Source organism: Paracoccus sp. MC1862 (assembly GCF_016617715.1).
Classification (GTDB): Bacteria; Pseudomonadota; Alphaproteobacteria; order Rhodobacterales; family Rhodobacteraceae; genus Paracoccus.
Genome location: NZ_CP067225.1, coordinates 515812 through 542763, shown reverse-complemented (window position 1 = coordinate 542763; position 26952 = coordinate 515812). Strand labels below are relative to the sequence as shown.

Annotated in this window: 24 protein-coding genes and 1 pseudogene; 16 read left to right on the top strand and 9 right to left on the bottom strand. The window is 67.3% G+C overall.

Annotated elements, in window-relative coordinates:
- Window positions 1-222: 222 nt before the first annotated feature.
- Window positions 223-2469, bottom strand: coding sequence for an NAD-dependent DNA ligase LigA (ligA, locus tag JGR78_RS02690; RefSeq protein WP_182803995.1), 2247 nt, complete (start codon window positions 2467-2469; stop codon window positions 223-225).
- 151 nt (window positions 2470-2620) lie between these two features.
- Here ligA and JGR78_RS02685 point away from each other — a divergent pair, with 151 nt between their 5' ends.
- The 5 genes and pseudogenes from JGR78_RS02685 to JGR78_RS02665 all read left to right on the top strand — a co-directional run bounded on the left by JGR78_RS02685 (window position 2621) and on the right by JGR78_RS02665 (window position 7161).
- Window positions 2621-3631: a serine hydrolase gene (locus JGR78_RS02685; protein WP_234450835.1), complete on the top strand. Its 1011-nt coding sequence runs from the start codon at window positions 2621-2623 to the stop codon at window positions 3629-3631.
- A gap of 31 nt (window positions 3632-3662) precedes the next feature.
- A complete protein-coding gene (locus JGR78_RS02680; RefSeq protein WP_182791365.1) occupies window positions 3663-5474 on the top strand; it encodes an ABC-F family ATP-binding cassette domain-containing protein in 1812 nt (603 codons plus the stop codon).
- Between the two features lie 237 nt (window positions 5475-5711).
- Window positions 5712-6057, top strand: a pseudogene (gene rplU, locus JGR78_RS02675) (50S ribosomal protein L21); the annotation flags it as partial.
- A gap of 143 nt (window positions 6058-6200) precedes the next feature.
- Entirely contained in the window at window positions 6201-6470 is a 270-nt protein-coding gene (gene rpmA / locus JGR78_RS02670) for a 50S ribosomal protein L27 (RefSeq protein ID WP_182791367.1), read from the top strand.
- A gap of 100 nt (window positions 6471-6570) precedes the next feature.
- Complete coding sequence (locus tag JGR78_RS02665) at window positions 6571-7161, top strand: GNAT family N-acetyltransferase (RefSeq protein ID WP_182791368.1); 591 nt, start codon at window positions 6571-6573, stop codon at window positions 7159-7161.
- A 12-nt stretch (window positions 7162-7173) separates the two neighbouring features.
- On the opposite strand, the gene JGR78_RS02660 is transcribed toward JGR78_RS02665, so the two are convergent.
- Window positions 7174-7671, bottom strand: a complete 498-nt coding sequence (locus tag JGR78_RS02660) for a hypothetical protein (RefSeq protein ID WP_234450834.1) — start codon at window positions 7669-7671, stop codon at window positions 7174-7176.
- Window positions 7672-7800: 129 nt separating this feature from the next.
- Here JGR78_RS02660 and JGR78_RS02655 point away from each other — a divergent pair, with 129 nt between their 5' ends.
- Window positions 7801-8214: a SufE family protein gene (locus JGR78_RS02655; RefSeq protein ID WP_182791369.1), complete on the top strand. Its 414-nt coding sequence runs from the start codon at window positions 7801-7803 to the stop codon at window positions 8212-8214.
- Window positions 8215-8216: 2 nt separating this feature from the next.
- Here JGR78_RS02655 and JGR78_RS02650 read toward each other — a convergent pair whose 3' ends face one another.
- Window positions 8217-8765 carry a glutathione peroxidase gene (locus JGR78_RS02650; RefSeq protein WP_182791370.1) on the bottom strand — a complete coding sequence of 183 codons (549 nt, stop codon included), beginning with the start codon at window positions 8763-8765 and terminating at the stop codon, window positions 8217-8219.
- On the bottom strand, window positions 8762-9928 hold the full coding sequence (gene mnmA, locus JGR78_RS02645) for a tRNA 2-thiouridine(34) synthase MnmA (protein WP_234450833.1): 1167 nt from the start codon (window positions 9926-9928) through the stop codon (window positions 8762-8764). Before mnmA ends, JGR78_RS02650 begins: the two co-directional genes overlap by 4 nt.
- Window positions 9929-10026: 98 nt before the next feature.
- On the opposite strand from mnmA, the gene JGR78_RS02640 reads away from it, so the two are divergent.
- From JGR78_RS02640 to JGR78_RS02625, 4 genes are all read left to right on the top strand, one after another.
- Complete coding sequence (locus JGR78_RS02640; RefSeq protein ID WP_370576528.1) at window positions 10027-10350, top strand: DUF1153 domain-containing protein; 324 nt, start codon at window positions 10027-10029, stop codon at window positions 10348-10350.
- An 85-nt stretch (window positions 10351-10435) separates the two neighbouring features.
- Window positions 10436-11149: a response regulator transcription factor CtrA gene (gene ctrA, locus JGR78_RS02635; RefSeq protein ID WP_182803992.1), complete on the top strand. Its 714-nt coding sequence runs from the start codon at window positions 10436-10438 to the stop codon at window positions 11147-11149.
- Between the two features lie 185 nt (window positions 11150-11334).
- A complete protein-coding gene (locus JGR78_RS02630) occupies window positions 11335-12288 on the top strand; it encodes a nucleoside hydrolase (RefSeq protein WP_182791373.1) in 954 nt (317 codons plus the stop codon).
- Between the two features lie 638 nt (window positions 12289-12926).
- The gene (locus JGR78_RS02625; RefSeq protein ID WP_234450832.1) at window positions 12927-13565 is read left to right on the top strand and encodes a YitT family protein; all 639 of its coding nucleotides are present in this window, start codon (window positions 12927-12929) and stop codon (window positions 13563-13565) included.
- Window position 13566: 1 nt separating this feature from the next.
- Here the strand turns inward: JGR78_RS02625 and JGR78_RS02620 are convergent, their stop codons facing one another.
- Both JGR78_RS02620 and JGR78_RS02615 read right to left on the bottom strand, forming a co-directional pair.
- Window positions 13567-13893: an arsenate reductase family protein gene (locus JGR78_RS02620; protein WP_182791374.1), complete on the bottom strand. Its 327-nt coding sequence runs from the start codon at window positions 13891-13893 to the stop codon at window positions 13567-13569.
- Window positions 13894-14007: 114 nt separating this feature from the next.
- Window positions 14008-15357 carry a DUF3422 family protein gene (locus JGR78_RS02615; RefSeq protein ID WP_234450831.1) on the bottom strand — a complete coding sequence of 450 codons (1350 nt, stop codon included), beginning with the start codon at window positions 15355-15357 and terminating at the stop codon, window positions 14008-14010.
- A 134-nt stretch (window positions 15358-15491) separates the two neighbouring features.
- On the opposite strand from JGR78_RS02615, the gene JGR78_RS02610 reads away from it, so the two are divergent.
- Window positions 15492-16001 carry a murein L,D-transpeptidase family protein gene (locus tag JGR78_RS02610; RefSeq protein ID WP_182791375.1) on the top strand — a complete coding sequence of 170 codons (510 nt, stop codon included), beginning with the start codon at window positions 15492-15494 and terminating at the stop codon, window positions 15999-16001.
- Window positions 16002-16130: 129 nt separating this feature from the next.
- Here the strand turns inward: JGR78_RS02610 and JGR78_RS02605 are convergent, their stop codons facing one another.
- The 3 genes from JGR78_RS02605 to JGR78_RS02595 all read right to left on the bottom strand — a co-directional run bounded on the left by JGR78_RS02605 (window position 16131) and on the right by JGR78_RS02595 (window position 19971).
- Complete coding sequence (locus JGR78_RS02605) at window positions 16131-17588, bottom strand: NAD(P)(+) transhydrogenase (Re/Si-specific) subunit beta (RefSeq protein ID WP_182804026.1); 1458 nt, start codon at window positions 17586-17588, stop codon at window positions 16131-16133.
- A gap of 76 nt (window positions 17589-17664) precedes the next feature.
- Window positions 17665-19239 (bottom strand): Re/Si-specific NAD(P)(+) transhydrogenase subunit alpha, encoded by a 1575-nt coding sequence (locus JGR78_RS02600; protein WP_182803990.1) that lies wholly within the window; start codon window positions 19237-19239, stop codon window positions 17665-17667.
- Window positions 19240-19425: 186 nt separating this feature from the next.
- Window positions 19426-19971, bottom strand: coding sequence for a hypothetical protein (locus JGR78_RS02595; RefSeq protein WP_182803988.1), 546 nt, complete (start codon window positions 19969-19971; stop codon window positions 19426-19428).
- A gap of 160 nt (window positions 19972-20131) precedes the next feature.
- Here JGR78_RS02595 and pepN point away from each other — a divergent pair, with 160 nt between their 5' ends.
- The 5 genes from pepN to JGR78_RS02570 all read left to right on the top strand — a co-directional run bounded on the left by pepN (window position 20132) and on the right by JGR78_RS02570 (window position 26939).
- Window positions 20132-22693: an aminopeptidase N gene (pepN, locus tag JGR78_RS02590; protein ID WP_182803986.1), complete on the top strand. Its 2562-nt coding sequence runs from the start codon at window positions 20132-20134 to the stop codon at window positions 22691-22693.
- Window positions 22694-22736: 43 nt separating this feature from the next.
- A complete protein-coding gene (locus JGR78_RS02585; protein ID WP_234450830.1) occupies window positions 22737-23687 on the top strand; it encodes a lysophospholipid acyltransferase family protein in 951 nt (316 codons plus the stop codon).
- Window positions 23688-23756: 69 nt separating this feature from the next.
- The gene (lipB, locus tag JGR78_RS02580) at window positions 23757-24473 is read left to right on the top strand and encodes a lipoyl(octanoyl) transferase LipB (RefSeq protein WP_182803984.1); all 717 of its coding nucleotides are present in this window, start codon (window positions 23757-23759) and stop codon (window positions 24471-24473) included.
- A gap of 93 nt (window positions 24474-24566) precedes the next feature.
- The gene (locus JGR78_RS02575; RefSeq protein WP_370576527.1) at window positions 24567-25073 is read left to right on the top strand and encodes a cytochrome c family protein; all 507 of its coding nucleotides are present in this window, start codon (window positions 24567-24569) and stop codon (window positions 25071-25073) included.
- 186 nt (window positions 25074-25259) lie between these two features.
- Complete coding sequence (locus JGR78_RS02570) at window positions 25260-26939, top strand: cytochrome c oxidase subunit 1 (protein WP_182791380.1); 1680 nt, start codon at window positions 25260-25262, stop codon at window positions 26937-26939.
- Window positions 26940-26952 lie beyond the last annotated feature (13 nt).

Below are 26952 nucleotides of genomic sequence, written 5' to 3'. Positions count from 1 at the left end.
CCGCCTCGCGCGGGGCTAGGCCGTGATCTTTCACAGGTCCGCCCGTGATGGGTTTGACCGAGCGTTGCCCTTGGTCGGACTCGTAGGAAGCCCTGCCTCCGGCCTCACGGGAAGCCTGGTCGTTCCGGCCCGTCTCATCGGCAACGGGCTGGTCGTTCTGCAGGGAAGGATCGTCCGTCTGCCCGCCCGCCTGTTCAGGGCCGCCGGGCGATCCGGCCCCCGTCACCCGCGAGCGATCGCCAGCCATTGGTCTTCGTCGATCACGCGGATGCCCAGTTCGGCGGCCTTCGCCGCCTTCGATCCAGCCCCCGGCCCGGCCACCAGAAGATCGGTGCGCGAGGAGACCGAGCCTGCAACCTTGGCGCCCAGCGCCTCGGCACGCGCTTTGGCCTCGGCGCGGGTCATCTTTTCCAGCGAGCCGGTGAAGACTACCGTCTGCCCCGCAATGGCGCTGTAGGCCTTGGCGGCGGGGGTGGCTGGCTCGACCGTCAGGTAAGCCACCAGCCGGTCGATCACGGCACGCTCGGCGGGCTGGGCGAAGCTGGCGGTCAGGGACTCGGCCAGAACCGCACCGATGCCCTCGATGCCGGTCAGGTCGTCCCAGGCGGCGCGGGATTCGGGCGGCACCGGCGGGTCGGCGGCCCAGACAGCGGCGCGCGCGGTGGACACCGAGGCGCGGCGGCCTTGGGCTGCGGCTGCGGCGCGTTCGGCAGCGACCGCCTCGTCGGCGGCGCGGTGGCGGGCGGCAGCGGGGGCGGCAGCGTCGAGGGCCGAGACCAGCGCCTCCCACGTGCCGTAGTGGCGGGCGAGCGTGGCGGCGGCCACCTCGCCCACGTGGCGGATGCCGAGGGCATAGATCAGGCGGGCCAGCGGGATCGTCCGCCGCTCCTCGATGGCGCGGAACAGGTTTTCGGCGGAACGCTCGCCCCAGCCCTCGCGGTTCTTCAGACGTGCGAGGCCCGCCGCATCGCGGGCGGCGAGGGTGAAGATGTCGGCGGGCTCGCGGATCGGCAGGGTCGGGTCGGCGAAGAAGGCCTCGACCTGCTTGGTCCCCAACCCCTCGATGTCGAAGGCGGCGCGGGAGACGAAGTGGCGCAGGCGTTCGATGGCCTGCGCGGGGCAGCCGAGGCCGCCCGAGCAGCGGCGGACGGAATCGCCCGGCTCGCGGATCGCCTCGCTGCCGCATTCGGGGCAGGTCGTCGGGAAGGCGTAGGGCGCAGGGCTAGTGCGGCGCGACAGGTCCACGTCGGCGATCTTGGGGATCACGTCGCCCGCGCGATAGACCTGCACCCAGTCCCCCTCGCGGATGTCGCGGCCCTCGCGGATGGGCTGGCCGCGGGAATCGTGGCCGGCGATGTAGTCCTCGTTGTGCAGGGTGGCGTTCGAGACGACGACGCCGCCGACTGTGACCGGCGTCAGGCGGGCAACGGGGGAAAGCGAACCAGTGCGGCCGACCTGGATCTCGATGCGGTCGAGGCGGGTCCAGGCGAGTTCGGCCGGGAACTTGTGGGCGAGCGCCCAGCGCGGCGTGGTGGCGCGGAAGCCGAGCCGTTCCTGCAGCGCGATGTCATCGACCTTGTAGACCACCCCGTCGATGTCGAAGCCCAGCGTGGCGCGGCGCTGTTCCAGATCGGACCAAACGGCCATCAGCTCATCGACGCCGTGGCAGAGGCGCGGGTCCGTGGTCTGAAAGCCCAGTTCGGCCAGTCGGGCAATCGCGCCGGACTGGATGGGGGCGAGAGGCGCGCTGACCTCTCCCCAGCCATAGGCGAAGAAGCGCAGCGGGCGGCGGGCGGTGATCGCGGGGTCAAGCTGGCGCAGCGAACCTGCGGCGGCGTTCCGGGGGTTGGCGAAGGTGCGGTCGGCGCCCGGGTCGTTCAGCCGCGCGAAATCGGCATGGGTCATGTAGACCTCGCCACGCACCTCCAGCACCTCGGGGGCGCCTGTCAGGGTATGGGGGATGTCCGCGATGGTGCGGGCGTTGGCGGTGACGTTCTCGCCGGTCGTGCCGTCGCCGCGGGTGGCGGCCTGCACCAGTTGACCGCCCTCATAGCGCAAGGACAGCGACAACCCGTCGATCTTGGGCTCGGCGATCATCGGCATGGGGGCGCCCGCGGGCAGGTTCAGGAAGCTGCGGAGGCGCGCGACGAACTCCTCCACCTCGGCGCGCGAGAAGGCGTTTCCCAACGACATCATGCGCTGGGCATGGCGCACCTTGGCAAAGCGTTCCGAGGGCGCGGCACCGACGGTCTGGGTCGGGCTGTCCGGCGCGGCAAGCTGGGGATGCGCGGCCTCCAGCGCCGCGAGGCGGCGTTTCAGCGCGTCGTATTCGGCGTCCGAAATGATCGGCGCGTCCTCGCGGTGATAGGCGAGGTCGGCCTCGGCCACGCGCGCCTGCAGGGCCTCGGCCTCGGCGGCGGGGTCCGCGTCCTGCAACTGATCCGCCGTGCTGCCCAGCCTTGCCGCCATCTCGTCCCGCCTGCCGATCCGGTCCCGAGCGCATGGGGACGCTCGCCGGGTTTAGCGAGACACGGGCGCGCTTGTCCAGCGGCCCGGCCGTTTTGGCCATCCTTGTAACGTGAGGGGAAGCAAGGTTGCGCAAGCGCCGCGGGCACCCGACATGGCGCGCATGACAGTGACCCGACGCAGCCTGCTTGCCCTCGGCCTCGCGGCCCCTGCCCTTGCGCTGCCTTCCGGCGGCATGGCCCAGGCGGCGACGCTGGACATGACCCTCGGTGCGGCCGAGGCGCATGGCCAGTTGCGTGCCATTGCCATCTGGCAGGGCAACAGAGAGGTCGCCGCGCGCGGCTATCACGGCTTCACGCCTGACCGACCGACCAACATCAAGTCAGCCTCGAAGTCGATCGTTTCGGCGCTGGCGGGGATCGCCATCGGGCGCGGCGTCCTGAAGGGCGCGGATCAGCCCGTCGCGGATGTGCTGCGCGACGATTTCCCTGCGAACCCTGACAATAGGCTGTTCCGCGTCACGCTGGGCAACCTGCTGTCGATGCAGGCGGGGCTGGAACGCCAGTCGGGCGCGAACTACGGCGCATGGGTCGGCAGCCGGAACTGGGTCCGGGCGGCGCTGGCGGCGCCCTTTGTCGCCGAGCCAGGCGGGCGGATGCTGTATTCCACGGCATCGAGCCACCTCGTATCCGCCATGCTGACGCGCGCATCGGGCCGCTCAACCCTGGCGCTTGCGCGCGAATGGCTGGACCTGCCAGGCTTCCAGATCGCGGATTGGGAGTGTGACCCGCAGGGCATCCACCTTGGCGGCAACCAGATGGCGATGAGCACGCGCTCGCTGCTGGCCTTCGGCACGGCTTATGCAGAGGGCGGCGCGGGCGTGATCCCGGCGGCTTGGATCGCGGAAAGCTGGCGGCCCCGGACGCAGTCGATGTTCACAGGCTCGAGCTATGGCTATGGCTGGTTCCTGGCGCGGATGGCGGGGCGGCCGGTCAACTATGGCTGGGGCTACGGCGGGCAGATGATCTATGTCGCGCCTGCCGTGCGGGGGTGGCCAGCGGTGGCGATTGCGATGACCTCGGACCCCGACCAGCCCTCGGGGCGCACCGGCTACCGGGATGAGCTGCACGGGCTGGCAGCGCAGCTGCTAGTGGCGCTTGGTTGACGGGCTGGCGGCGCGCGGATAGTCGCCCACTATGGCCCGCGCACCCCTTCTGCAACTGACCGACATATCGCTCACCTTCGGCGGCAATCCCGTGTTCGAGGGGCTGTCCCTGACTGTCCATCCCGGCGACCGGGTGGCTCTGGTCGGGCGCAACGGCTCGGGCAAGTCCACGCTGATGAAGGTCATGGCCGGGCTGGTCGAACCCGACGGGGGCGAGGTCATTGTCCCCACCGGCACCACCGTCGGCTATATGGAGCAGGACCCGGACCTGTCGGCCTATGCGACCTTGGGCGAGTTCGCCGCGGCGGGCCTTGGCCCTGGCGAGGACTACCGCGTCGAAATGGCGGCCGAAGGGCTGAAGTTCGACCCTGACCGCCCCGTCGCCACCGCGAGCGGCGGCGAGCGCAGGCGGGCGGCTCTGGCGCGCCTGCTGGCCGAGGCGCCGGAACTGATGTTGCTGGACGAACCCACGAACCACCTCGACATCGAGGCGATCGGCTGGCTGGAACAGCAGCTTTCCGAGACGCGGGCGGCCTTCGTCCTGATTTCGCACGACCGCGCCTTTTTGCGGCGGCTGACGCGGGCGACGCTGTGGATCGACCGGGGCGAGGTGCGGCGGCAGGAAAAGGGCTTCGAGGACTTCGAGGAATGGCGCGAGGAAACCTGGGCCGTCGAGGACGACGCGCGCCACAAGCTGGACCGCAAGATCAAGGCCGAGGCGCGCTGGGCCGTGGAGGGCATCAGCGCCCGGCGCAAGCGCAACATGGGCCGGGTGCGGGCGCTGCAGGCGATGCGGGCAGAGCGCGCGGGACAGATCCGGCGGCAGGGCACGGCGGCGATGGCGCTGGAATCAGGCCAGCAGTCGGGCAAGCGGGTGATCGAGGCCAAGGGGATCTCCAAGGCTTTCGGTGATCGGGTGATCCTGCGGCCCTTCGATCTGCGGGTGATGCGCGGCGACCGGGTCGCCTTTGTCGGGCCGAACGGGGCGGGGAAGACAACGCTGATCAAGATGCTGACGGGGGAGATACTACCCGACACCGGGACGGTGACTCATGGCACCAATCTTGAGATCGCCGTCTTCGATCAGGCCCGTTCCTCCATCGACGACAACGTGTCGCTTTGGGAGGCGCTGACGAACGACCCCGCGATGCGGGTCTCGGGCCGGTCCGATCAGATCATGGTGCGCGGCCAGCCGAAGCACGTCGTGGGATATCTCAAGGATTTCCTGTTCGACGACGCGCAGGCACGCGCTCCGGTCGGCAGCCTGTCAGGCGGGGAAAAGGCGCGGCTGCTGCTTGCGCGGATCATGGCGCGGCCCTCGAATCTGCTGGTGCTGGACGAGCCGACGAACGATCTCGACATCGAGACGCTGGACCTGCTGCAGGACATCCTCGGCGAATACGACGGCACCGTGCTGCTGGTCAGCCACGACCGTGACTTCATCGACCGGGTGGCGGATACGACCGTGGCGATGGAAGGCGACGGCCGCGCCTTGATCTACGCCGGAGGCTGGAGCGACTATCGCGCCCAGCGCGGCGAGGATGCGCCCGAGGCGGTTACGGCCCCGGAACGGCCTGCCAAGGCCGAGGCGGCCAAGGCGGATGCGCCGCGCAGGAACGGCCTCAGCTTCACCGAGAAGCACCGGCTTGAGGCGCTGCCCGCGATCATGGAACGCACCGAGGCCGAGATCGCGAAGCTGGCCGAGTTCCTGGCCCAGCCGGACCTGTTCCAGACCGCGCCCGCCAAGTTCGCCAAGGCCTCGGAAGGGCTGGCCGAGCGGCAGATGGCCTTGGCGGCGGCCGAAGAGGAATGGCTTCAACTGGCCGAGCGCGCCGAGGACTGAAGCGCTGCGACCGGGGTATTTCCACCAGAAAGAAGAACAAGCCGGCAGAGGTGGAAATCGTTGACTCGGCCTGCACGATTTGCCATATACCGGCGACCGGCCGGGCTTGCGCCCTTGGCCGGCTGTTCATTTTAACACCACCCCGCAAGGGTGCGCTGTCCGAAGGCAGGGGCCTGCAAGGCCCGACGAACGCCGGGAAACCGGGGCCACAGGGCGCGGCAAGGGAAAGACAAGACGATGTTCGCAGTCCTGAAGACGGGCGGCAAGCAGTACCGGGTTCAGCCCGGTGATGTGCTGCGCGTCGAGAAACTGGCCGCCGAAGCCGGCGAGAAGGTCCGGTTCGACGAAATCCTGATGATCGGCTCGACCATCGGCGCGCCTCTGGTCAGCGGCGCGGGCGTCGTGGCCGAGGTCATCGACACCATCAAGGCCGACAAGGTCATCACCTTCCACAAGCGCCGCCGCAAGCATTCGTCGCAGCGCACCCGTGGGCATCGCCAGCAACTGACCCTGCTGCGCGTGACCGAGCTGCTGGAAACCGGCGCGGACTCGTCGGACGTCAAGGCCGCCGTGGGCGCCCGTGCCGCCGGCCGCAACCGGGTTGCCGGTGACGATCGCTATGCCCTGAACAAGACCGAGCAGGCCGAGATGGCCCGCCGCGTCACCAGCGGCGAAGCCGCCGAGAAATCGGCCGAAACCGCCACCACCGCTGAGGAGAACTGATCCATGGCACACAAGAAAGCAGGCGGCTCGTCCCGGAACGGCCGCGATTCTGCCGGTCGCCGTCTTGGCGTCAAGCTGTTCGGCGGCCAGTCCGCCCTTGCCGGCAACATCATCGTGCGTCAGCGCGGCACCCAGTGGTGGCCGGGCCAGAACGTCGGCATGGGCCGCGACCACACGCTGTTCGCCCTGACCGAAGGCACCGTCACCTTCCGCAAGGGCCTGAAGGGTCGAACCTTCATCTCGATCGAACCCGCGGCCATCGCGGCCGAGTAAGCCGATCGGCGCAAGCACATTGCAACGGGGATCGGCACGGCCGGTCCCCGTTCGCATTTCAGGCTCGCCGCCCAGCCGGCGACCAACTGGGGGAGCAGCAATGGATCAGCCCGAACTTTTGACCGGCAACCGGACCTATGGCACGGCGACGCCGGATCTTGCGCAGTCGGACGCCCAGGCCCCGATTCCGGCCGGCCGGTTTATATTGCGCCCGCTTCGCACCTCGGATTCGGGGCTGATCCAGCATTACACCGCGGATCGCCGCGTGGCTGAGGGGACGCGGGCAATCCCCCATCCCCTGCCGCCCGGAGCGGCCGAGCAATATGTGGCCCGCGCCACGGCCCCAAACCGGACCGAGGATGTCTGGGCCATCGACGCGGCCGCTTCGGGGCTAGGCGAGCTTCTGGGCGTCGTCTCTCTGACCCGGATCGAGCCTGACAGGTCCGAGCTCGGCTTCTGGATAGGCTCGGGTTTCTGGAACACTGGCGTGGCGACCGAAGCCGTGCAGGCGCTGGTGGCGGCGAACCCGCATCGCTCGCGCACCCTGTTCGCCGAAGCGTTCCAGGATAATCCCGGCTCGGCCAAGGTGCTGACCAATGCGGGCTTTGCCTATCTTGGCGATGCGGAAAGCTGGTCGGTTGCGCGCAACGCGCTGGTGCCGACCTGGACCTATCTGCGCCAGATGCGCTGAGGCGGGGACGCCTCAGACCCCCAGCGAGATCGCGTTCGCCGCGCCCGCCACGACGACCGAATGCATCCGAGACAGGACAGGCGAACTGAGCGGCAGGGCGATGGTCAGCGTGTCGGAACCGGGCTGCGCCGGCATCCGAGCGGCCGTGCTGTCCGCAGGCGGCGGCGCGCCGACCAGTCGCAGCCGCAGCACGCCGTCGGGATCGGGCAGCACCCTGTCCGCCGGTCGGGGTGTTTCCGTCACAAGCTCGACGTTCCACCAGCCTTTGGTCGGCGGCATCGCGGTGACGACCAGCAGGCGGCCTTCCAGCGTCTGTTCCCACCGGGCTGAAAGCACCTGCCCCATCGGCAGGCGGTCGTCGTTACGGGTATCGTAGCCCCCCTCAGGGGCGAGCGTCTGGGCGGCGCGGGGCGCGCGCTCTCCTCCGAACCAGCGCATCGGGTTCAGGCTGCTGTCGCCGCAGCCGGCGAGCATCAGGCAGGCGGCCATCGGCCAGAATGCGCGGTTCATCGACAGGCTTCCCCTTGGCTTGCGTCCCGCCGGTGATAGGACATCGGCGCCGGTGCCGGAAGGGGGCGCTTTGACCTTGACCGTCCAAGGCACTATATCACGCGCCCGCAGCAGACGCAGGGAGCCATCATGGCCACGCCCGCCTTTGAAGACATCGCCGACACCTTCGACTTCCTCGACAGTTGGGAAGACCGCTACCGCCACGTGATCGAGCTTGGCCGTGCCATGCCGCCGATGGACCCGGCGCTGCAGGTCCCCGCCACCAAGGTCGATGGCTGTGCGAGCCAGGTCTGGATCATGCCGAGGGTCCAGGATGGCCGCTTCGACTTCCAGGGCGAGAGCGACGCGCTGATCGTGCGCGGCCTGATCGCGGTGCTGCACGCGCTTTATTCCGGCCTGCCCGTGGATGAGGTCGAAAAGGTGGATGCCCCGGCCGAGCTTGGGCGGCTCGGCCTTGACGCGCATCTGTCGGCCCAGCGGTCGAACGGCCTGCGGGCCATGGTCCAGCGCATCCGTGACAGCGCGGCTGCCGCGGTGGCTTGAACTCAGGCCGGCTTGGCCAGCGCGCGGTCGATGGCCGCGACCAGCCGCGGATCGTCCGCCGCGACGTCGGGCGCAAAGCGGCCAACAACCGAGCCATCGCGACCAATCAGGAATTTCTCAAAGTTCCACTGCACCTCGGGCGCCGGATTCACGGGAATCCCGAAGCCTTCCAGCCGGGTGCGCCACGGCCCGTCGCCTTCCGCAGCCGGCGCCTCGGCGATCAGATGCGCATAAAGCGCGTGCTTGTCCGCGCCCACGACAGAGGTCCTGGCGGCCAGCGGAAAGCTGATGTCAAAGCGGGTCTGGCAGAAATCGAGGATCTCGGCGTCAGTCCCCGGTTCCTGCTGCTTGAAGTCGTTGGCGGGCACGCCGAGGATGACCAGCCCCTGATCCTTTTTCGCGCGATGCAGGGCCTCCAGCCCCTCATACTGGGGGGTCAGACCGCATTTCGAGGCGACATTGACGACCAGCACCACATGGCCGGCCCAGTCAGCCAGCCGGGCCTCTTGGCCGTTGTTCATCCTGATCCCGATTTCGGCCGGCTCGCTCATCGACGTGACTCCCTTTTGGTGATCCAGCCACCGCCCAGCACGCGGGTCGATCCGGCTTCGTAGAAGACGCAGGCCTGTCCGGGGCTGACGCCCTGCTCGGCCTCGGCAAGAACGACCTCGGCCGTGGTTGGGCCGGTGGGGCGCAGCATCGCCGGCGCGGGCGGCCGGGTCGAGCGGATGCGGACGGCGATCTCGCGTTCCGCCATATCGGTGAAAGCGCCGTCGCCCAGCCAGTTGACCTCGGCCACCGGCACGGTCCGGGTCGCCAGCGCCGAACGCGGTCCGACGACCACATGGCGCGCCCCGGGATCCAGCCGCACCACATAAAGCGGATCGCCCAAGCCCCCGATGCCGAGGCCGCGGCGCTGGCCGATAGTATAGTGGATCACGCCGCGATGCTGCCCCAGCACGTTGCCCTCCATGTCCACGATATCGCCGGGATCGGCGGCGCCGGGGCGCAGCTTCTCGATCACCGCGGCATAGTTGCCTTCGGGCACGAAGCAGATGTCCTGGCTGTCCGGCTTGTCGGCGACAACCAGCCCGTAGCGCGCGGCCAACGCCCGCGTCTCTGCCTTGCTTGCAAGGCCGCCCAGCGGAAAGCGCAGGAATTCCAATTGCTCGCGGGTGGTCGAGAACAGGAAATAGCTCTGGTCGCGGTTGCCGTCCGCGGCCATGTGCAGTTCGGCCCCGTCCGCGCCTTCCAGGCGGCGGATGTAATGGCCGGTCGCCATGCAGTCGGCGTCCAGCTCGCGCGCGGTTTCCAGCAGGTCGCGGAACTTCACCCGCTCGTTGCAGCGGATGCAGGGGACCGGGGTCGCCCCCGCCAGATAGGCGTCGGCGAATTCCTCGATCACCGACTCGCGGAAACGGTTCTCGTAATCCAGCACGTAATGCGGGATGCCGATGCGTTCCGCCACGCGACGGGCGTCGTGGATGTCCTGACCGGCGCAGCAGGCGCCTTTCTTCTTCAGCGCGGCGCCGTGGTCATACAACTGCAGGGTGACGCCGATCACGTCATAGCCTTCCGACTTGAGCAGCGCGGCCACCACCGAACTGTCGACGCCGCCCGACATGGCGACGACGACCCGCGTTTCGGCGGGGGGACGGGCAAAGCCGAGGCTGTTCAGGGCGGGCGCGGTGCCGCGCGGATCTTGCACTGTCACGGGAATGTCCGTTCAGACGGGAACTGGCAGAATGCCGGAATATACGACGAATGCGGATTGATTCAACCGGCTCGCATTCACCAGGACTTAACGGCTTGATGACACACAGGGACAAACGGCAACCACGGGGAAAGCAAGCCATGTTCGTCCGAAAATCTTCGCGTCCCAGGACAGCGACCCTGGGGGATGGCACCGTGCTGACGCTTGCAGACCTGCCCACGGGAACGGAACGCTGGGTTGCCCGGCGCAAGGCGACGGTTGTGCAGGCCATTGACCATGGGCTTCTGACCCGCGACGAGGCGATCGCCCGCTACGGGCTCAGCGAGGAGGAACTGGACGGCTGGATCGCCACCTCCTCGTGCTTGGGACCGGCGGCGCTGAAGGTGAAGGCGATCCGCAAAAATCGCCTGCGCTCAACCTGAGGCTGATTCGTGATGGCGCGCTAACCGGATCTTAACTATTAGATCCCTAGTGTGAGACATCACGAAACACGAGGGAGACCAAGTCATGCGGATTCTGCTGGTCGAGGATGATCCGACCACCGCGCGCAGCATCGAACTGATGCTCAGCCACGCCAATTTCAACGTCTACCTGACCGACATGGGCGAAGAGGGCGTGGATCTTGCCAAGCTGTATGACTACGATCTGATCCTGCTGGACCTGGACCTGCCCGACATGAACGGGATGGAGGTCCTGCGCCAGATCCGCCTGTCGCGGGTGGACACGCCGATCCTGATCCTGACCGGTTCCGACGACACCGAGATCAAGCTGCGCGGCTTCGGCTTCGGCGCCGACGACTACATGACCAAGCCCTTCCACCGGGAAGAGCTGGTCGCCCGCATCCAGGCCATCATCCGCCGCTCCAAGGGCCACAGCCAGGCTGTCATCCGCACCGGACGCATGGTCGTCAACATCGACGCCCGCTCGGTCGAGGTGGAAGGGCGCGCGGTGAACCTGACGGGCAAGGAATACCAGATGCTCGAGCTTCTCAGCCTGCGCAAGGGCACGACGCTGACGAAGGAAATGTTCCTGAACCATCTTTACGGCGGCATGGACGAGCCGGAACTCAAGATCATCGACGTCTTCATCTGCAAGCTGCGCAAGAAGCTCAGCGAAGCGCTGGGCGGCGAGAACCACATCGAGACGGTCTGGGGCCGCGGCTATGTCCTGCGCGACCCGCAGGAATCGGTGCGGGCCGAGCGGATGGCCGTCGGAGCCTGAGCCGTCCGCCTTCCATGGCGCCTCAGGGTTTTCAGGGAACAGGGCTTGCTGCCCCCTTGGCCACGGCATCAAGCCGCGTGGTTCCGGTGGTCCGCTCGCCCTGCGCCCCGGTCGCTTATGCGATCATGCCCCTTCCCTGCCCCGACGAGATGGGGCAATCGGGGATGTGATGTGAGGGGCAGACCATGACGCAGAAGATCATCATCGACACCGATCCGGGCCAGGACGACGCCGTGGCGATCCTGCTCGCGCTGGGCGCCCCCGAACTCGAGGTGCTGGGCCTCACGGTCGTTGCCGGAAACGTTCCGCTTTCCCTGACGCTGCGGAACGCCCTGCAGATCTGCGAGCTTGCCGGCCGTCGCGACCTCCCCGTTCATGCCGGCTGCGAGGCGCCGCTGGAGGGTCGGCTGATCACGGCCGAGCATATCCATGGCGAAACTGGCCTTGCCGGTGTGGATCTGCCCGAGCCCACGATGCCGGTAGCTCCCGGCCATGCCGCCGATTTCATCGTCGAGACGATCCGGCGAGAGCCTGCGGGCAGCGTGACCCTTGTGCCCATCGGGCCGCTGACGAACATCGCCGAGGCCCTCCGCCGCGCCCCCGACATTGCCGGCCGGGTCGGGCGCATCGTCCTGATGGGCGGCGGCACCTTCGGCAACGTGACGCCCGCCGCCGAGTTCAACATCCACGTCGATCCCCTTGCCGCCGCCGAGGTCTTTGCCTCGGGCGCCGATCTGGTGGTCCTGCCGCTGGATGCGACGCACAGGGCGCTGACCAGCCGCGACTGGATCGAGACGATGCGCGCAACCGGCCCGATCGGTGCTGCGGTCGCCGGCTGGACCTCCTCCTACGAACGCTTCGACCGCGAGAAATACAGCGCCGAGGGGGCGCCGCTGCACGATCCCTGCGCCGTCGCCTGGGTTATTGACCCGAGCCTTTTCACGGGGCGTCGCGTCAATGTCGAGATCGAGACCGGGGGCCACTGGACCCGCGGCATGACCGTCGCCGACTGGTGGGGCGCGACGGACCGCGCGCTGAACGCGCTCTTCATTCGCGATCTGGACCGTGACAGGCTGTTTGACCTGATGACCCACCGGATCAGCCGGCTGGATGCAGAACACACCAGCGCCACACGATAGGGCACGACGGGCCGCCTTTATCGGCAAAAGGGCAGATCTGGCGCTGCAAACGCCTGCTGCATGGACCGTCGGGGTTGATATAACCCTTTGAGGACAGGTCCATTCAGGGCCTTCACCCTTCGTTGCCGACATCATAAATCCGATAGACAAGTTCGTTTGACTTTTCGGATAGCCCCTTGCTCGTCACCAGCCTTGTTCCCTGTGGTCAACTGGGCGAGCCATGCCAGGCTGTCCGCCACATCGTCGGCGCGGCACTGTCTGCGGGCTCTGCACAGCAGAAAATGCAGGCGTTCCCCTGATCCAAAGGGCATTCTGATCCGATTGATGCAGTCGAGCAGTCATCGTCTTTCCACTGCCGTCAAGCGGGCAGCAGCCGTCACCGACGTTCCTCTGACAGTTGCCAACTTCTGGTTGGGGCTGCATGGGACCCTGGAAATGCAGATCACCTGAAACCCTCGCACAAAGCTGACGTCCCTCCCCGCCTGCACCGCAGGGAACCGAGTCGAGACCTCGCGGCAGCAGTTCCATCCGCTGTGATACCGAAGGCCGGACTCACACTTGAACTGCGGACAAGTCGCATCATCAGGAACCGCACGGCACCTCTGGACAGGGCGATCTGCCTTCGGCATCCCCGCGCCATGAACAGCGCTACGCCGATTGCCCCGGACAGCCCTGCACTGCCCGAGCCTCATCCGCACAGCCGGCTCGAGGATGCACAGGGAATCATCTTCGGCGCGGTCATGGCCGCCTTCGGGGCATTGCTGCTGGGCAGCGCGGGGCTGATCACCGGGCAGCTTGCGGGACTCGCGCTGCTGATCGCGCAGGCGACCGGCTGGGGCTTTGGGCCGGTCTATCTGGTGCTGAGCCTGCCTTTCTACGGCTTCGGCTACCGGCGGATGGGACTTGGATTCCTGCGCCGCACCATCGCGGCGGTGCTGCTGATGGTGGCGGCCTCAATGCTGCTGCCGAAGCTCATCAGCTTCGACAGCCTGCATCCGGGCGCGGCAGCTCTGCTGGCGGGCTTCGTCTCGGGCGCGGGGCTGCTGGCGCTGTTCCGGCATCGCACCAGCCTCGGCGGGATCGGGGCCGTGGCGCTGGATCTCCAGGACCGCCTGGGGGTCAAGGCGGGCTGGGTGCAGATGGGCTTCGACGCGGTGCTGTTCGCCGTCGCGCTCATGGTCCTGCCGCTGGAACGGGTGCTTTGGTCAGCGTCGGGCGCGGCGGTTCTGAACCTCGTCATTGCGATCAACCACCGCCGCGACCGCTATATCGTCTGATTCACGCAGGCACCCCGAGCGCCCGCTTGACGCTTGCTGTCCAGCCCAGGAACCGCTGGTCCCCGGCGACGATGGCGGGCCGCTTCATCACCGAGGGACGCGCCTGAAGCATCGCGACTGGGTCCTCGGCGCGTTCCTCCTCGGACATCCCGCGCCAAGTCAGGCTGGCCCGGTTGATGAGCTTGTCGCCGAAATCGGAAACAAGACGCGCGCGTTCGTCCTGCGACAGCGGCGCGTCCCTGACATCGCGGAAGTCCACGCTCCAGCCGGCTTCCTCCAGCGCTGCCTGTGCCTTCTGGCAGGTCGAGCAATGCGAAAGCCCGAGCATGGCGAGCCGTCGGTTCCCGTCCGCCATCAGATGAACGGAACCAGCGGCACACCGCAGGCAGCCAGCGCCAGCAGCGCGGATAGGGCAAGCAGGGTCTTCATCATCTTCTCCGTGTCAAAGGTCGCCGTGGCCGGCACGGTCGCCGGCGGCATCGTGCAGCTTCGCCCTTACTCGCCGCATCCCCAGCCAGACGGTCAGCACCACCAGCGGCGTCAGCGCCGCGATGAGGATGCTGCGCTCGATCCCCGCGGATTCGGCCAGAGGATAGACCGCATAGCCCAGAAGGCCCACGGCGTAATAGCTGATCGCGACGACCGACAGCCCCTCGACCGTGTGCTGCAGGCGCAGTTGCAGGTCGGCGCGGCGGTCCATGCGTTCCAGCAGCGCCTGGTTCTGGCCGCTGCGCTGGACATCGACGCGGGTCCGCAGCAGCTCGCCCGCCCGCGCGGCGCGGTCCACCATCGCGTCCAGCCGCAACTCGGCCGACTGGACCGTCCGCATCGCGGGCAGGAAGCGGCGCACCATGAATTCGTTCAGCGTCTGCCGCCCCTGAAAGCGCTTCTCGCGCAAGGACGCGATGCGGTCATGGACGATCGCCTCGTAGGCCCGCGTCGCGCCGAAGCGGAAGCCGTGCTGCGTCGCCGCCGATTCGAGCTTGAGCGACAGGGTCAGCAACTCGTGCAGCACCGTTTCGGCCGGCCGGGTGTCGTCGCCGAGCCTTTCGACCAGCGCCGTCAGGCGGGTTTCCAGCGTGTTCATGGTGGCATTCAGCGCCCGCACCCGCGGCAGCGCCAGCATCGACATCGCGCGGTAGGTTTCCAGTTCCAGCAGCCGCTGCACCACGCGCCCCAGCCGCCCTGCCCCCAGGTCCGGCGCGGCGAAGACGGCAAAGCGCATCCAGCCCGCCGGGTCGATGCGGAAGTCGGTGGCGACCACTGCCGTGCCGTCCAGCACCTGCACCGCGACCAGCCCGTCGGTCGCGAACCAGGACGACAGAAGCGGCGTGATCGCGTCTGGATCGTCCGGCATCGTCGCGACATGGACCATCGCCGCCGCCACCCGGCGGCCCGGCGCGCGGGCCTGCCAGTCGGCGGGGAACATCTCGGCCAGCGCAGGGTCGAAGGGGCGATGCGGCTGGCCGGGGGTGAAGCCGGCGTAGCTGACGAACTCGGTATGGCTTTCCCATCGCAGTTCGTGCCGGCCGAGTTGGGCGGCATAGTGGCCGGCGTCGTCTTGGGGCGCCGGGGCGCCATGCCGCATGACCAGTTCGGCCAGATGCGCGATGTCGACGCTGCGGTCGCGGTTGGCGGCGTCCCAAGGCTCCTTGAAGGCCAGATAGACCGCCGTGCAGGGCACCGCCAGCCGCGGCGAGGGGCGGGCGTGCAGTTCGTTCACCATCTCGTAGCGCAGCGGGTGGTCCAGCTGCTGCGGGGTGGTCCGGGGCATGGCGGCGGGTTCGGTCATGGGGTGACGAAAGCCGCAAAGAAGCGCCGGGCGCAAGCCGTCCCTTGCGCGGCGATGAGGCGTTCGTGATCGGCCCCGCCGTTGCGCGGACCCGGTGCTTCCGGCAGGGTGGACGCAAAACGACGGGACAGACGATGAAACGCACCCTTCGATTGTCGGTGGCCGCGCTGCTTGTGGCGCTGGCCGCCTCTTGCGCGCCCAGCAAGTTCAAGACCTACAACGGGCCTCCGGTCACGCAGATCGTGGTGAACAAGTCGGCCCGGCAGATGCTGTTCCTGAGCGGGTCGAACCTGATCGGTGGCTACAACATCGGCCTTGGGAACGAGCCCATCGGTCACAAGCAGTTCTCGGGCGACGGCAAGACGCCCGAAGGGCTTTACCATATCGACCGGCGGAACCCGGACAGCCGCTATCACCTGTCCATCGGGGTTTCCTATCCCAACCCCCAGGACAGCGGCTTTGCGCTGATGCAGGGCAAGCATCCCGGCGGCGACATCTTCATCCACGGGCAGGGTCCCGAGGGAAAGGCGCTCGCACCAGTGAAGCGGGACTGGACGGCAGGCTGCATCGCCGTGACCGACGCCGAGATGGAGGACATCTATGCCATGGTCCGCGACGGAACGCCGATCCTGATCAATCCGTAGGGCGGGTCTATCGAAAAGACGTCGGCGCGGTCACTCGCCAAGCAACGGCTCTGCCCTGCACAGCCCCTTCAGCGAAAATGGAAAACCCCCGCACGATGGCGGGGGGTTCTTTCGTTTCAGGCTCTGCGATCAGTCGATCATCGGCAGCAGCGCGTCCAGCGACTTCTTGGCGTCGCCGTAGAACATGCGCGTGTTCTCCTTGTAGAACAGCGGGTTCTCGATGCCCGAATAGCCCGTGCCCTGACCGCGCTTGGACACGAACACCTGCTTGGCCTTCCAGACCTCCAGCACCGGCATCCCGGCAATGGGGCTGTTGGGGTCCTCCTGCGCGGCCGGGTTCACAATGTCGTTCGAGCCGATGACGATCACCACGTCGGTCGAGGGGAAGTCCTCGTTGATCTCGTCCATTTCCAGAACGATGTCATAGGGCACCCTCGCCTCGGCCAGCAGCACGTTCATGTGGCCCGGCAGGCGGCCGGCGACGGGGTGGATGGCGAAGCGCACCTCTTTCCCGGCAGCCCGCAGCTTGCGGGTCAGTTCGGACACCGACTGCTGCGCCTGCGCCACGGCCATGCCGTAGCCCGGGACGATGATGACGCTGTCGGCCTCGTTCAGGGCCGCCGCCACGCTTTCGGCGTCGATGGCGATCTGCTCGCCCTCGATCTCCATCGCGGGGCCCGTCTCGCCGCCGAAGCCGCCGAGGATCACGCTGATGAAGCTGCGGTTCATCGCCTTGCACATGATGTAGGACAGGATCGCACCGGACGAGCCGACCAGCGCGCCGACCACGATCAGGAGGTCGTTCGACAGCGTGAAGCCGATCATCGCCGCGGCCCAGCCCGAGTAGCTGTTCAGCATCGACACCACGACCGGCATGTCGGCCCCGCCGATCCCCATGATGAGGTGCCAGCCGATGAAGCCCGCGACGATCGCCAGCAGGATCAGCCACAGCATCGCCGGCCCCCAGCCCGCGACGTAGAGGATCAGCAGCAGCAGCGACAGGATCGCGGCGCTCAGGTTCAGCATGTGGCCGCCCGGCAGCTTCTTCGGCTTGCCGTCGATCTTCCCTGCCAGCTTGCCATAGGCCACGATCGAGCCGGTGAAGGTCACGGCACCGATGAAGATGCCCAGCGCGACCTCGACCTTGAGCATGGCGATCTCGGCCGGGGACTTGTGGGCCAGCACGGCGGCGAAGCCCTGGAACACGTCGGTCAGGCCGTTCAGCCGGGCGGCAACGACACGGCCCAGTTCAAGCTGCGCGTTCACCCCGATCAGGACGGCGGCAAGGCCGACGAGGCTGTGCATCGCGGCGATCAACTGCGGCATCTCGGTCATCTGGACGCGGGTGGCCAGCACGTAGCCGCCGACGCCGCCGAGGGCGATCATCAGGATCGACAGCCACCAGTTGTCCCAGCCGGGGCCGAACAGCGTGGCCAGCACGGCCAGCCCCATGCCGATGATGCCGTACCAGATGGCGCGCTTGGCGCTTTCCTGCCCGGAAAGCCCGCCCAGCGCGAGAATGAACAGGACGGCGGCCACGACATAGGCCGCGCTGGTGAAGCCGTAGGCCGGCAATGCCTCGATCATCGAGGCGGGCGCCACGACCGGGTCCATGCCGGTTGCGGTCGAAGTGGTGATCACGGTGGTCTCCATCGACGCCCCCTTACGACTTCTGGAACATGGCGAGCATCCGGCGCGTGACCAGGAAGCCGCCGAAGATGTTGACGGCCGTCATCAGCACGGCCAGCGCCGCGAGGATGACGATCAGCCCGGACCCCGAGCCGATCTGCAGCAGCGCGCCGAGGATCACGATCGACGAGATCGCGTTGGTGATCGCCATCAGCGGCGTGTGCAGCGAATGGGCGACGTTCCAGATGACCTGGAAGCCGATGAAGACAGACAGCACGAAGACGATGAAATGCTGCAGGAACGAGGCCGGGGCGAACAGCCCGACCAGCAGCATGACCGCGCCGCCCGTGACCAGCATCCCGATCTGGCTGCGGGTCTGGCGGCGGAAGGCCAGCGCCTCGGCGGCGCGTCGTTCTTCCGGCGTCGGCTCCTTGGCCTTCTCGCGCGGCTTCTGCACGGCGATGGCCTGCACCTTGGGCGGCGGCGGCGGCCAGGTGATGTCGCGTTCGCGCGTCACCGTCGCGCCGCGGATCACGTCATCCTCCATGTTGTGGACCAGCGTGCCGTCCTTGGCGGGCGTCAGGTCGGTCAGCATGTGGCGGACGTTGTTGCCGTAAAGCTCGGAGGCCTGCGCCCCCATGCGCGAGGGGAAGTCGGTGTAGCCGATGATCGTGACGCCGTTCTCGGTCACGATCTTCTCGTCGGGCACGGTCAGGTCGCAGTTGCCGCCGCGTTCGGCCGCAAGGTCCACGATGACCGAGCCGGGCTTCATCATGCGGACCATGTCCTCGGTCCACAGCTTGGGCGCCGGGCGGCCCGGGATCAGCGCCGTGGTTATGACGATGTCCATCTCGGGCGCAAGCGCGCGGAACTTTTCCAACTGCTTGGCCAAGAATTCGGGGCTTGAGGGCGCGGCATAGCCGCCGGTGGTTGCGCCGTCCTGCACCTGGTCGGCGAAGTCGAGGTAAACGAACTCTGCCCCCATGGATTCGATCTGCTCGGCCACCTCGGGGCGGACGTCGAAGGCATAGACCTGCGCGCCGAGGCTGGTGGCCGCGCCGATGGCGGCAAGCCCGGCGACGCCCGCGCCCACGACCAGCACCTTGGCGGGCGGCACCTTGCCCGCGGCCGTCACCTGCCCGGTGAAGAAGCGGCCGAAGTTGTTGGCGGCCTCGATCACCGCGCGGTAGCCCGCGATGTTGGCCATCGAGGACAGCGCGTCCATCTTCTGCGCGCGGCTGATCCGGGGGACCATGTCCATGGCAATGGCGTTCACGCCAAGGTCGCGGGCGCGTTCCAGCAGCTCGGCATTCTGGCCGGGATAGAAGAACGAGATGAGCGTCTGCCCCTCGCGCATCATGCCCAGTTCCTCCTCGGACGGCGGGCGCACCTTGGCGACCACATCGACCGCGCCGACCAGCGCGGCGGCGGTCGGATGAACCGTCACGCCTGCCCGTTCATAAGCGGCATCCGAGAAACCCGCGCGGGCCCCTGCCCCCGATTCGACATGAACATCATGCCCGAGCTTCCGCAGATGCCCGGCCGAGGACGGTGTGACGGCAACCCGCGCCTCACCGTCGAAAGTCTCTTTCAGCGCGCCTATTCTCACCGAGCCCATCCCCTCTCGTCCGTGTGTTGCGCCCGCATTATCACCGCGCAACAATCTTTCACAAGACGGTGAAAGCCCGTGCCCCGTCCGCAATCCGCCGCGGCGTCACACACAAGAAAGAACCGCCGCGCACGGGCGCGGCGGTTCCAGATTGTAGCCGGCACGAACCGGCAACAGGAAACGGCCTCAGTTCGACGGGTTGGTGACCGGAACGGTGGTCGTCGTGGTGGCGGCGTCCGCATCTGTCGCGGCATCGGCGGCAGCGCCGGTCGCGGCATCCGCAGCGGCGTCGGCGGCGGTGCCCGCGGCATCGGCAGCCGCATCGGTGCCCGTGCCGTCCGTCGTCGCGGTGGCGGTCCCGGTGGCGGTGCCGGCCGGTGTGTCGACGGTGGTGGTCGCGGCCGCGTCGGTGGTGTCCGTGGCGGTATCGGTCGCCGTGTCGGTGGTCGTGGTCACAGTCGCCGGGTCAGTGGTCGTGGCGGCCGGAGCGGTGGTGGTCGTCGTGGTGGTCGTATCGGCCACCTCGTCATTGCCCATGAAGCTGGACAGCAGCCACCAGGCAAGCGCCAGTGCCAGAAGGATACCGATGATCAGCGGAAGCGGCGAGGCCTTCTTCTCGACCGGTTCGACATAGGTTTCGGTCACGACGGTGTTGCGGCCGCTCGGATCGACGGGGCGATGCGGATCGGTGGCATCGGTGCGGCGCGGATCGTTCGGGTCGTAGTTGGCCATGATGGTCTCCTTGAGGTATCTGATCTGTCGGGACCGCCACGCCCTCGTTCGCCTCATAGCGGAACTGCGGCGTCGGCTTGCGACCCGGTAATCCTGCGCTTAACACTCCGCTCAAGCACAAGTTCCGCGGAAGAACCATTTTTATCAGGCAGGGCACAGGATGGGGGAAACCCGTTTTCTCAATGATTACAGACCGTGGCCGTTTCGCATCACCGAGACTCGGCTGGATGTGACGCTGGCGCCAAAGGGCACGGTCGTCAGGTCGGAACTGGATCTTCAGCGCCACGCGCCGGGGCCGCTGGTGCTGGACGGCGGCGCGGGGCTGCGGACGGGCGCGGTCACGATCGACGGGCAACCGGTCGATCCGGCGCATCTGGCGATCACCGTCGAGACGCTGACCATCGCCGAACCCGCCCTGCCCGACCGCCCCTTCACCTTCGCCGCCACCGTCGAGATCGACCCCGAGACGAACACAGCGCTGGAGGGGCTGTATCTTTCGGGCGGCATCTTCTGCACCCAATGCGAGGCCGAAGGCTTTCGCCACATCACCTGGTATCCCGACCGCCCCGACGTGATGGCGCCCTTCCGGGTGACGGTCCGCTCCGACCTGCCGGTGCTGCTGTCGAACGGGAACCCCGTCGCCCAAGGCGAGGGTTGGGCCGAATGGCACGATCCCTGGCCCAAGCCCGCCTACCTCTTCGCGCTGGTCGCGGGCGAGTTGCAGGCCGTGTCGGACAGCTTCACCACCATGTCCGGACGGAAGGTCGCGCTGAACGTCTGGGTGCGGCCTGCCGACCTCGACCGCGCGGGCTTCGCGATGGAAGCCCTGAAAAAGTCGATGCGCTGGGACGAAACGGCTTACGGGCGCGAATACGACCTCGACGTGTTCAACATCGTTGCCGTGGACGACTTCAACATGGGGGCCATGGAAAACAAGGGATTGAACATCTTCAACTCGAAACTGGTCCTGGCTTCCCCCGAAACCGCGACCGATGCCGATTATGAACGCATCGAGGCGGTGATCGCGCATGAGTATTTCCATAATTGGACCGGAAACAGGATCACTTGCCGCGACTGGTTCCAGCTCTGCCTCAAGGAAGGGCTGACGGTTTTCCGCGACCAGCAGTTCACGGCGGACATGCGCTCGGCCGCGGTGAAGCGGATCGAGGACGTGGTGACCCTGCGCGGGCGGCAGTTCCGCGAGGACGCGGGGCCGCTGGCGCATCCACCCCGGCCCGACCGCTACGAGGAAATCAACAACTTCTACACCGCCACCGTTTATGAAAAGGGCGCCGAGGTCATCGGGATGCTCAAGCGGCTTGTGGGAGACGAGAGCTATCGCAAGGCATTGGACCTTTATTTTGACCGCCACGACGGGCAGGCCTGCACCATCGAGGACTGGCTGAAGGTCTTCGAGGACGCCACGGGGCGCGACCTGGCCCAGTTCAAGCGCTGGTACACCGACGCGGGCACCCCGCCGCTGACGCTGGTAGAGGACTGGGACCGCGATGCCGGCACCCTGACCCTGCGGTTCACCCAGTCCACGGCGCCGACGCCAGGCCAACCTGACAAGCCGGCGCGGGTGATCCCCATCGCCGTGGGCCTGATCTCGGTGAACGGCGACGAACTGCTGCCGACCCGTGTGCTGGAGATGACCGAGCCCGAGCAGTCCTTCAACTTCACCGGCCTCGGCTCTCGCCCCGTCGTGTCGCTGCTGCGCGGCTTCTCTGCCCCGGTGACGGTCGAGCGGCAGATGACCTCGGCCGAGCGCGCGATCCTGCTGGCCCATGACACCGATCCCTTCGCGCGCTGGCAGGCAGGGCACGAACTGGCGCTGGACTCGCTGGTGGCGATGGCCAGCGGAGGACAGGCCGACCGCGTCTTCTGTCACGCGCTGGGCGGCCTTCTGGGCGAAAAGGAGGCCGATCCGGCCTTCGTGGCCCTGGCGCTGCGACTGCCCGGAGAGGATGAGATCGCAGCCGAGATCGCCTCGCGCGGCGGCCTGCCCGACCCGGATACGATCCATCGCGGCCGCGAGGATCTGGCGACCCAACTTGCCGCCGAGCATGAAGGGATTCTGGCCGAGATTTACGACGAGATGGAGGTGCCCGGCCCCTACTCTTCCGATGCTGCCTCGGCGGGGCGCCGGTTGCTGCGGCTTGCCACGCTGGGGCTTCTGTCGCGGCTGGATGATGGCGAAAAGGCGCAGGCGCTCTGGGATGCCGCGTCCAACATGACCGAACGGATGGGGGCACTGGCGACCCTGGTCCGGCTGGACCGCGCAGGGGATGCGCTTGCCGAGATGGAGGGGCGCTTCTCAAGCAACCGGCTGGTGATGGACAAGTTCTTTTCGGTCCAGCCGATGGCTGCCCCGCCCGCCCGTGCGGTACAGGTGGCAAAGGCGCTGGCCGAAAGGCCGGACTTTGACTGGAAGAACCCCAACCGCTTCCGCGCGCTGATAGGGGGACTTGCAGCAAATCATACAGCGTTCCATGCAAGCGACGGATCGGGCTATGATTTCGTGGCCAGCTGGCTGATGCGGCTTGACCCGCTGAACCCGCAGACGGCGGCCCGGCTGACCACGGTGTTCGAGACCTGGCCCCGCTATGACGCAGGGCGGCGGCAGCACGCCCGCGCGGCGTTGGAACGGATCGCAGCCCTGCCGTCGCTGTCGGGCAACAGCACCGAAATGGTCAGGCGCATTCTTGCCGCTGGAACCTGAGGGCGCTTGTGGGCGTCATATCTCAGGATAATAGGTGCTTCGCATGAGCAACGCGCCCAAAGATTCGCCCCATCCGCCGGGCCGCCTGCCCGCGCTGGTCGAGATGCAGCAGCGGCTGGACCCGCTGATCGCCGAACGGGCGCCGTGGCTCTATTCCGGCAAGGCGCGTCACACGCTGGCCAAGCAGGTGATGATGCGGCTTCTGCGCTATCCGCGCTCGATCGAGCTGGCGGCCCAGTTCCGCGACCTGCCGACCGAGGAGATCATGCGCCGCGTCTCGGCCCTGATCGTGCGCGACCTGCGGGTGGACGGGCTGGAGAACATCCCGGCGACCGGGCCGGCGCTGATCGTTGCGAACCACCCGACCGGGATCGCCGACGGGATCGTGCTGCACGCGGTCGTCTCGGCCGTGCGGGACGACCTGTTCATCTACGCCAACCACGACATGATCCGCGTCCTGCCCCAGACCGAGGAACTGATCGCCCCTGTCGAGTGGCGGGCGGAAAAGCGCAGCCATGCAAAGACCAAGTACACGATGGACTATACCCGCGCCGCGCTGGGTCAGGGGCGGATCGGGCTGATCTTCCCCTCGGGCCGGCTGGCCAAGCGGCGGGGCGTGACGCTGCACGAGCGGCCCTGGATGGCCAGCGCGGTGATGATCGCGCGCAAGTTCGGCGCCCCGGTCATCCCGCTGCACATCCGGGCGCGGAACTCGGCGCTGTTCTACCTGCTGGACGCGATCCACCCGACCCTGCGCGACGTGACGCTGTTCAACGAGGTGCTGAACAAGGCGGGCCACACCTATCGCATCACCATCGGTTGTCCGATCGACCCGGCAACCTTGCCGGCGAAATCCGAGGAAGGCATCGAGGCGCTGCGCCGGGCGGTGCTGGACCTGCCGCCTCCGGGCCGCGACGCCGCGCATATGTCGCATCTTCGCGAGGTCCGCCGCCGCCGGGCGCAGATCCGCGAGCCGTTGGGCGAGAAGCTCTGAGCTCATGGTGCGTGGGAACCGCGCACCATACTTGCGACCATCGGCAAGGGCGGGCATCTCTGGCGCGCCATGACCGACCTTCCCACCTCCGACACCCATCGCCTGAACGCCCATGCACCCGGCCCCGAATGGCTGCTGACGCCCGGCCTGATCCCGCATCCCGCAGCCGTGGCGTGGATGGAGGCGCGCGTGGAAGCCATCCACGCGGGGCAGGCGCCCGAGGCGATCTGGCTTGTCGAGCATCCACCGCTTTACACCGCCGGCACCTCGGCCCGCCCTGAGGACCTGACCGATCCGGGCCGGTTTCCCGTGTTTCCGACCGGGCGCGGCGGGCAATACACCTATCACGGGCCGGGCCAGCGGGTCGCCTATGTCATGCTGGACCTGAACCGGCGCGGGCGCGACGTGCGGGCATTCGTCCAGTCGCTGGAAGCCTGGGTCATTGCGGCCTTGTCCGAGTTCGGCCTGAAGGGCGAGATTCGCGAGGGCCGCGTCGGCGTCTGGATCGCCCGGCCCGACAAGCCCCCCCTGCCCGATGGCTCGATGCGCGAAGACAAGATCGCCGCCATAGGGATCAAGCTGCGCCGCTGGGTCAGCTTTCACGGCATCTCGATCAATGTCGAGCCGGACCTGTCCCATTACGGCGGCATCGTGCCCTGCGGGATCAGCGGCCATGGCGTCACCAGTCTGGTCGATCTGGGCCTGCCGGTGACGATGGCGGACCTGGATCACGCGTTGATGACCGGCTTTTGCGCGGTCATGGGTGAACCGAATGGGGGGCTGTGACCTTTGTTCTCTTGCGAAATCCTGCGAGATGCTGTGCCCTGCGCCGCAGAGAGCACTGCTCTCGTCAAGAATGATCCGCTGAGGAAGGACGACATGATGAAGACCAGCCTGATTGCCACTCTTGCCACCCTCGCCCTGTCCCTGCCGGTGGCTGCGCAGGAACTGTCCGGCGATCCCGCCGCGGGTGAGTCCGAGTTCCGCAAGTGCAAGGCCTGCCACATGATCCAGGACGAGGCGGGCACCGACATCGTCAAGGGCGGCCGGACCGGCCCCAATCTTTACGGCGTCTATGGCCGTGCCTATGCGGCCGAGGAAGGCTACAAGTACGGTGAGGGCCTGCTGGAACTGGCCGAGACCAACCCCGGCCAGGTCTGGGACGAAGAGCACCTGATCGAATACGTCACCGATCCGACCGCCTATGTGAAGGAAAAGACCGGCGACCCCGCTGCCAAGTCGAAGATGACCTTCAAGCTGAACAAGAACCAGGCCGACATCGTGGCCTTCCTGGCACAGCACTCGCCGAACGCCGCCGGTGCGGCAGGAGGGGATGCCGCCGCCGCAGGCGGGGATGCAGCCGCAGCACCCGCCGCCGCGAACTGACGCCTGGCTGTCCCCTTGCGGGACGGCGCCTGAACCGACCCCCGGCCGCCACCAGCGGGCGGGGGTTTCATTTTGTCGCAGCGGGGGATGCGCGGCGCATTGCCGCAACCGGAATCGTGTTCTAGAACGGCCTCAGCCAGTCCGCCGGCCAGCCGCCGTGACGGCACGATTCTGAGGAGCATTCGCATGGCAGATGCCGCCGTTCACGGCCATGGTGCCCAGCATGACACCCGCGGGTTCTTCACCCGCTGGTTCATGTCCACCAACCACAAGGACATCGGGGTCCTTTATCTTTTCACCGCGGGCGTCGTCGGCCTGATCTCGGTCTGCTTCACCGTCTACATGCGGATGGAGCTGCAGCATCCCGGCGTGCAGTACATGTGCCTTGAAGGGGCTCGGCTGATCCCCGCCGGCGTCGATGACATCTGCACGCCGAACGGGCATCTGTGGAACGTGATGATCACCTATCACGGCGTCCTGATGATGTTCTTCGTCGTCATCCCGGCGCTGTTCGGGGGCTTCGGCAACTACTTCATGCCGCTGCACATCGGCGCGCCGGACATGGCCTTTCCCCGGCTGAACAACCTGTCCTACTGGCTGTTCGTGGCCGGTGTCTCGATGGGCGTCGCCTCGCTTCTGTCGCCGGGCGGCAACGACCAGCTCGGCTCGGGCGTGGGCTGGGTGCTGTATCCGCCGCTGTCCACGACCGAGGGCGGGCTGTCCATGGACCTGGCGATCTTCGCCGTCCACCTTTCGGGCGCATCCTCGATTCTGGGCGCGATCAACATCATCACCACCTTCCTCAACATGCGCGCGCCCGGCATGACGCTGTTCAAGGTGCCGCTGTTCGCCTGGTCGGTCTTCATCACCGCCTGGATGATCCTGCTGGCGCTGCCGGTGCTGGCCGGTGCGATCACCATGCTGCTGATGGACCGCAACTTCGGCACCAACTTCTTCAACCCGGCGGGCGGCGGCGACCCGGTGCTGTACCAGCACATCCTGTGGTTCTTCGGCCACCCCGAGGTCTACATCATCATCGTTCCGGGCTTCGGCATCATCAGCCACGTCATCGCGACCTTCTCGCGCAAGCCCATCTTCGGCTACCTGCCGATGGTGCTGGCCATGGCCGCCATCGCCATCCTGGGCTTCGTCGTCTGGGCCCACCACATGTACACCGTCGGGCTGTCGCTGACCCAGCAGGCCTATTTCATGCTGGCCACCATGACGATCGCGGTGCCGACCGGCATCAAGGTCTTCTCGTGGATCGCGACGATGTGGGGCGGCTCGATCGAGTTCAAGACGCCGATGCTCTGGGCCTTCGGCTTCCTGTTCCTGTTCACCGTGGGCGGCGTGACCGGCGTCGTGCTGAGCCAAGCGCCGCTGGACCGGGTGTATCACGACACCTACTACGTCGTGGCGCATTTCCATTATGTGATGAGCTTGGGCGCCGTCTTCGCCATCTTTGCCGGCGTCTACTACTGGATCGGCAAGATGAGCGGGCGGCAGTATCCCGAATGGGCTGGCAAGATCCACTTCTTCGCCATGTTCATCGGCTCGAACCTGATCTTCTTCCCCCAGCACTTCCTGGGCCAGCAGGGGATGCCGCGCCGCTACATCGACTATCCCGAAGCCTTCGCCTACTGGAACAACGTCTCGTCGATCGGCGCCTATATCGCCTTCGCCTCGTTCCTGTGGTTCATCGGCGTCGTGTTCTACACCCTGTTTGCAGGCCAGCGCGTGACCCAGAACAACTACTGGAACGAATACGCCGACACGCTGGAATGGACCCTGCCCTCGCCCCCGCCCGAACATACCTTCGAGCAGCTTCCCAAGCGCGAGGACTGGGATCACGCCCGCAAGCACTGATGCCAGAGAGATG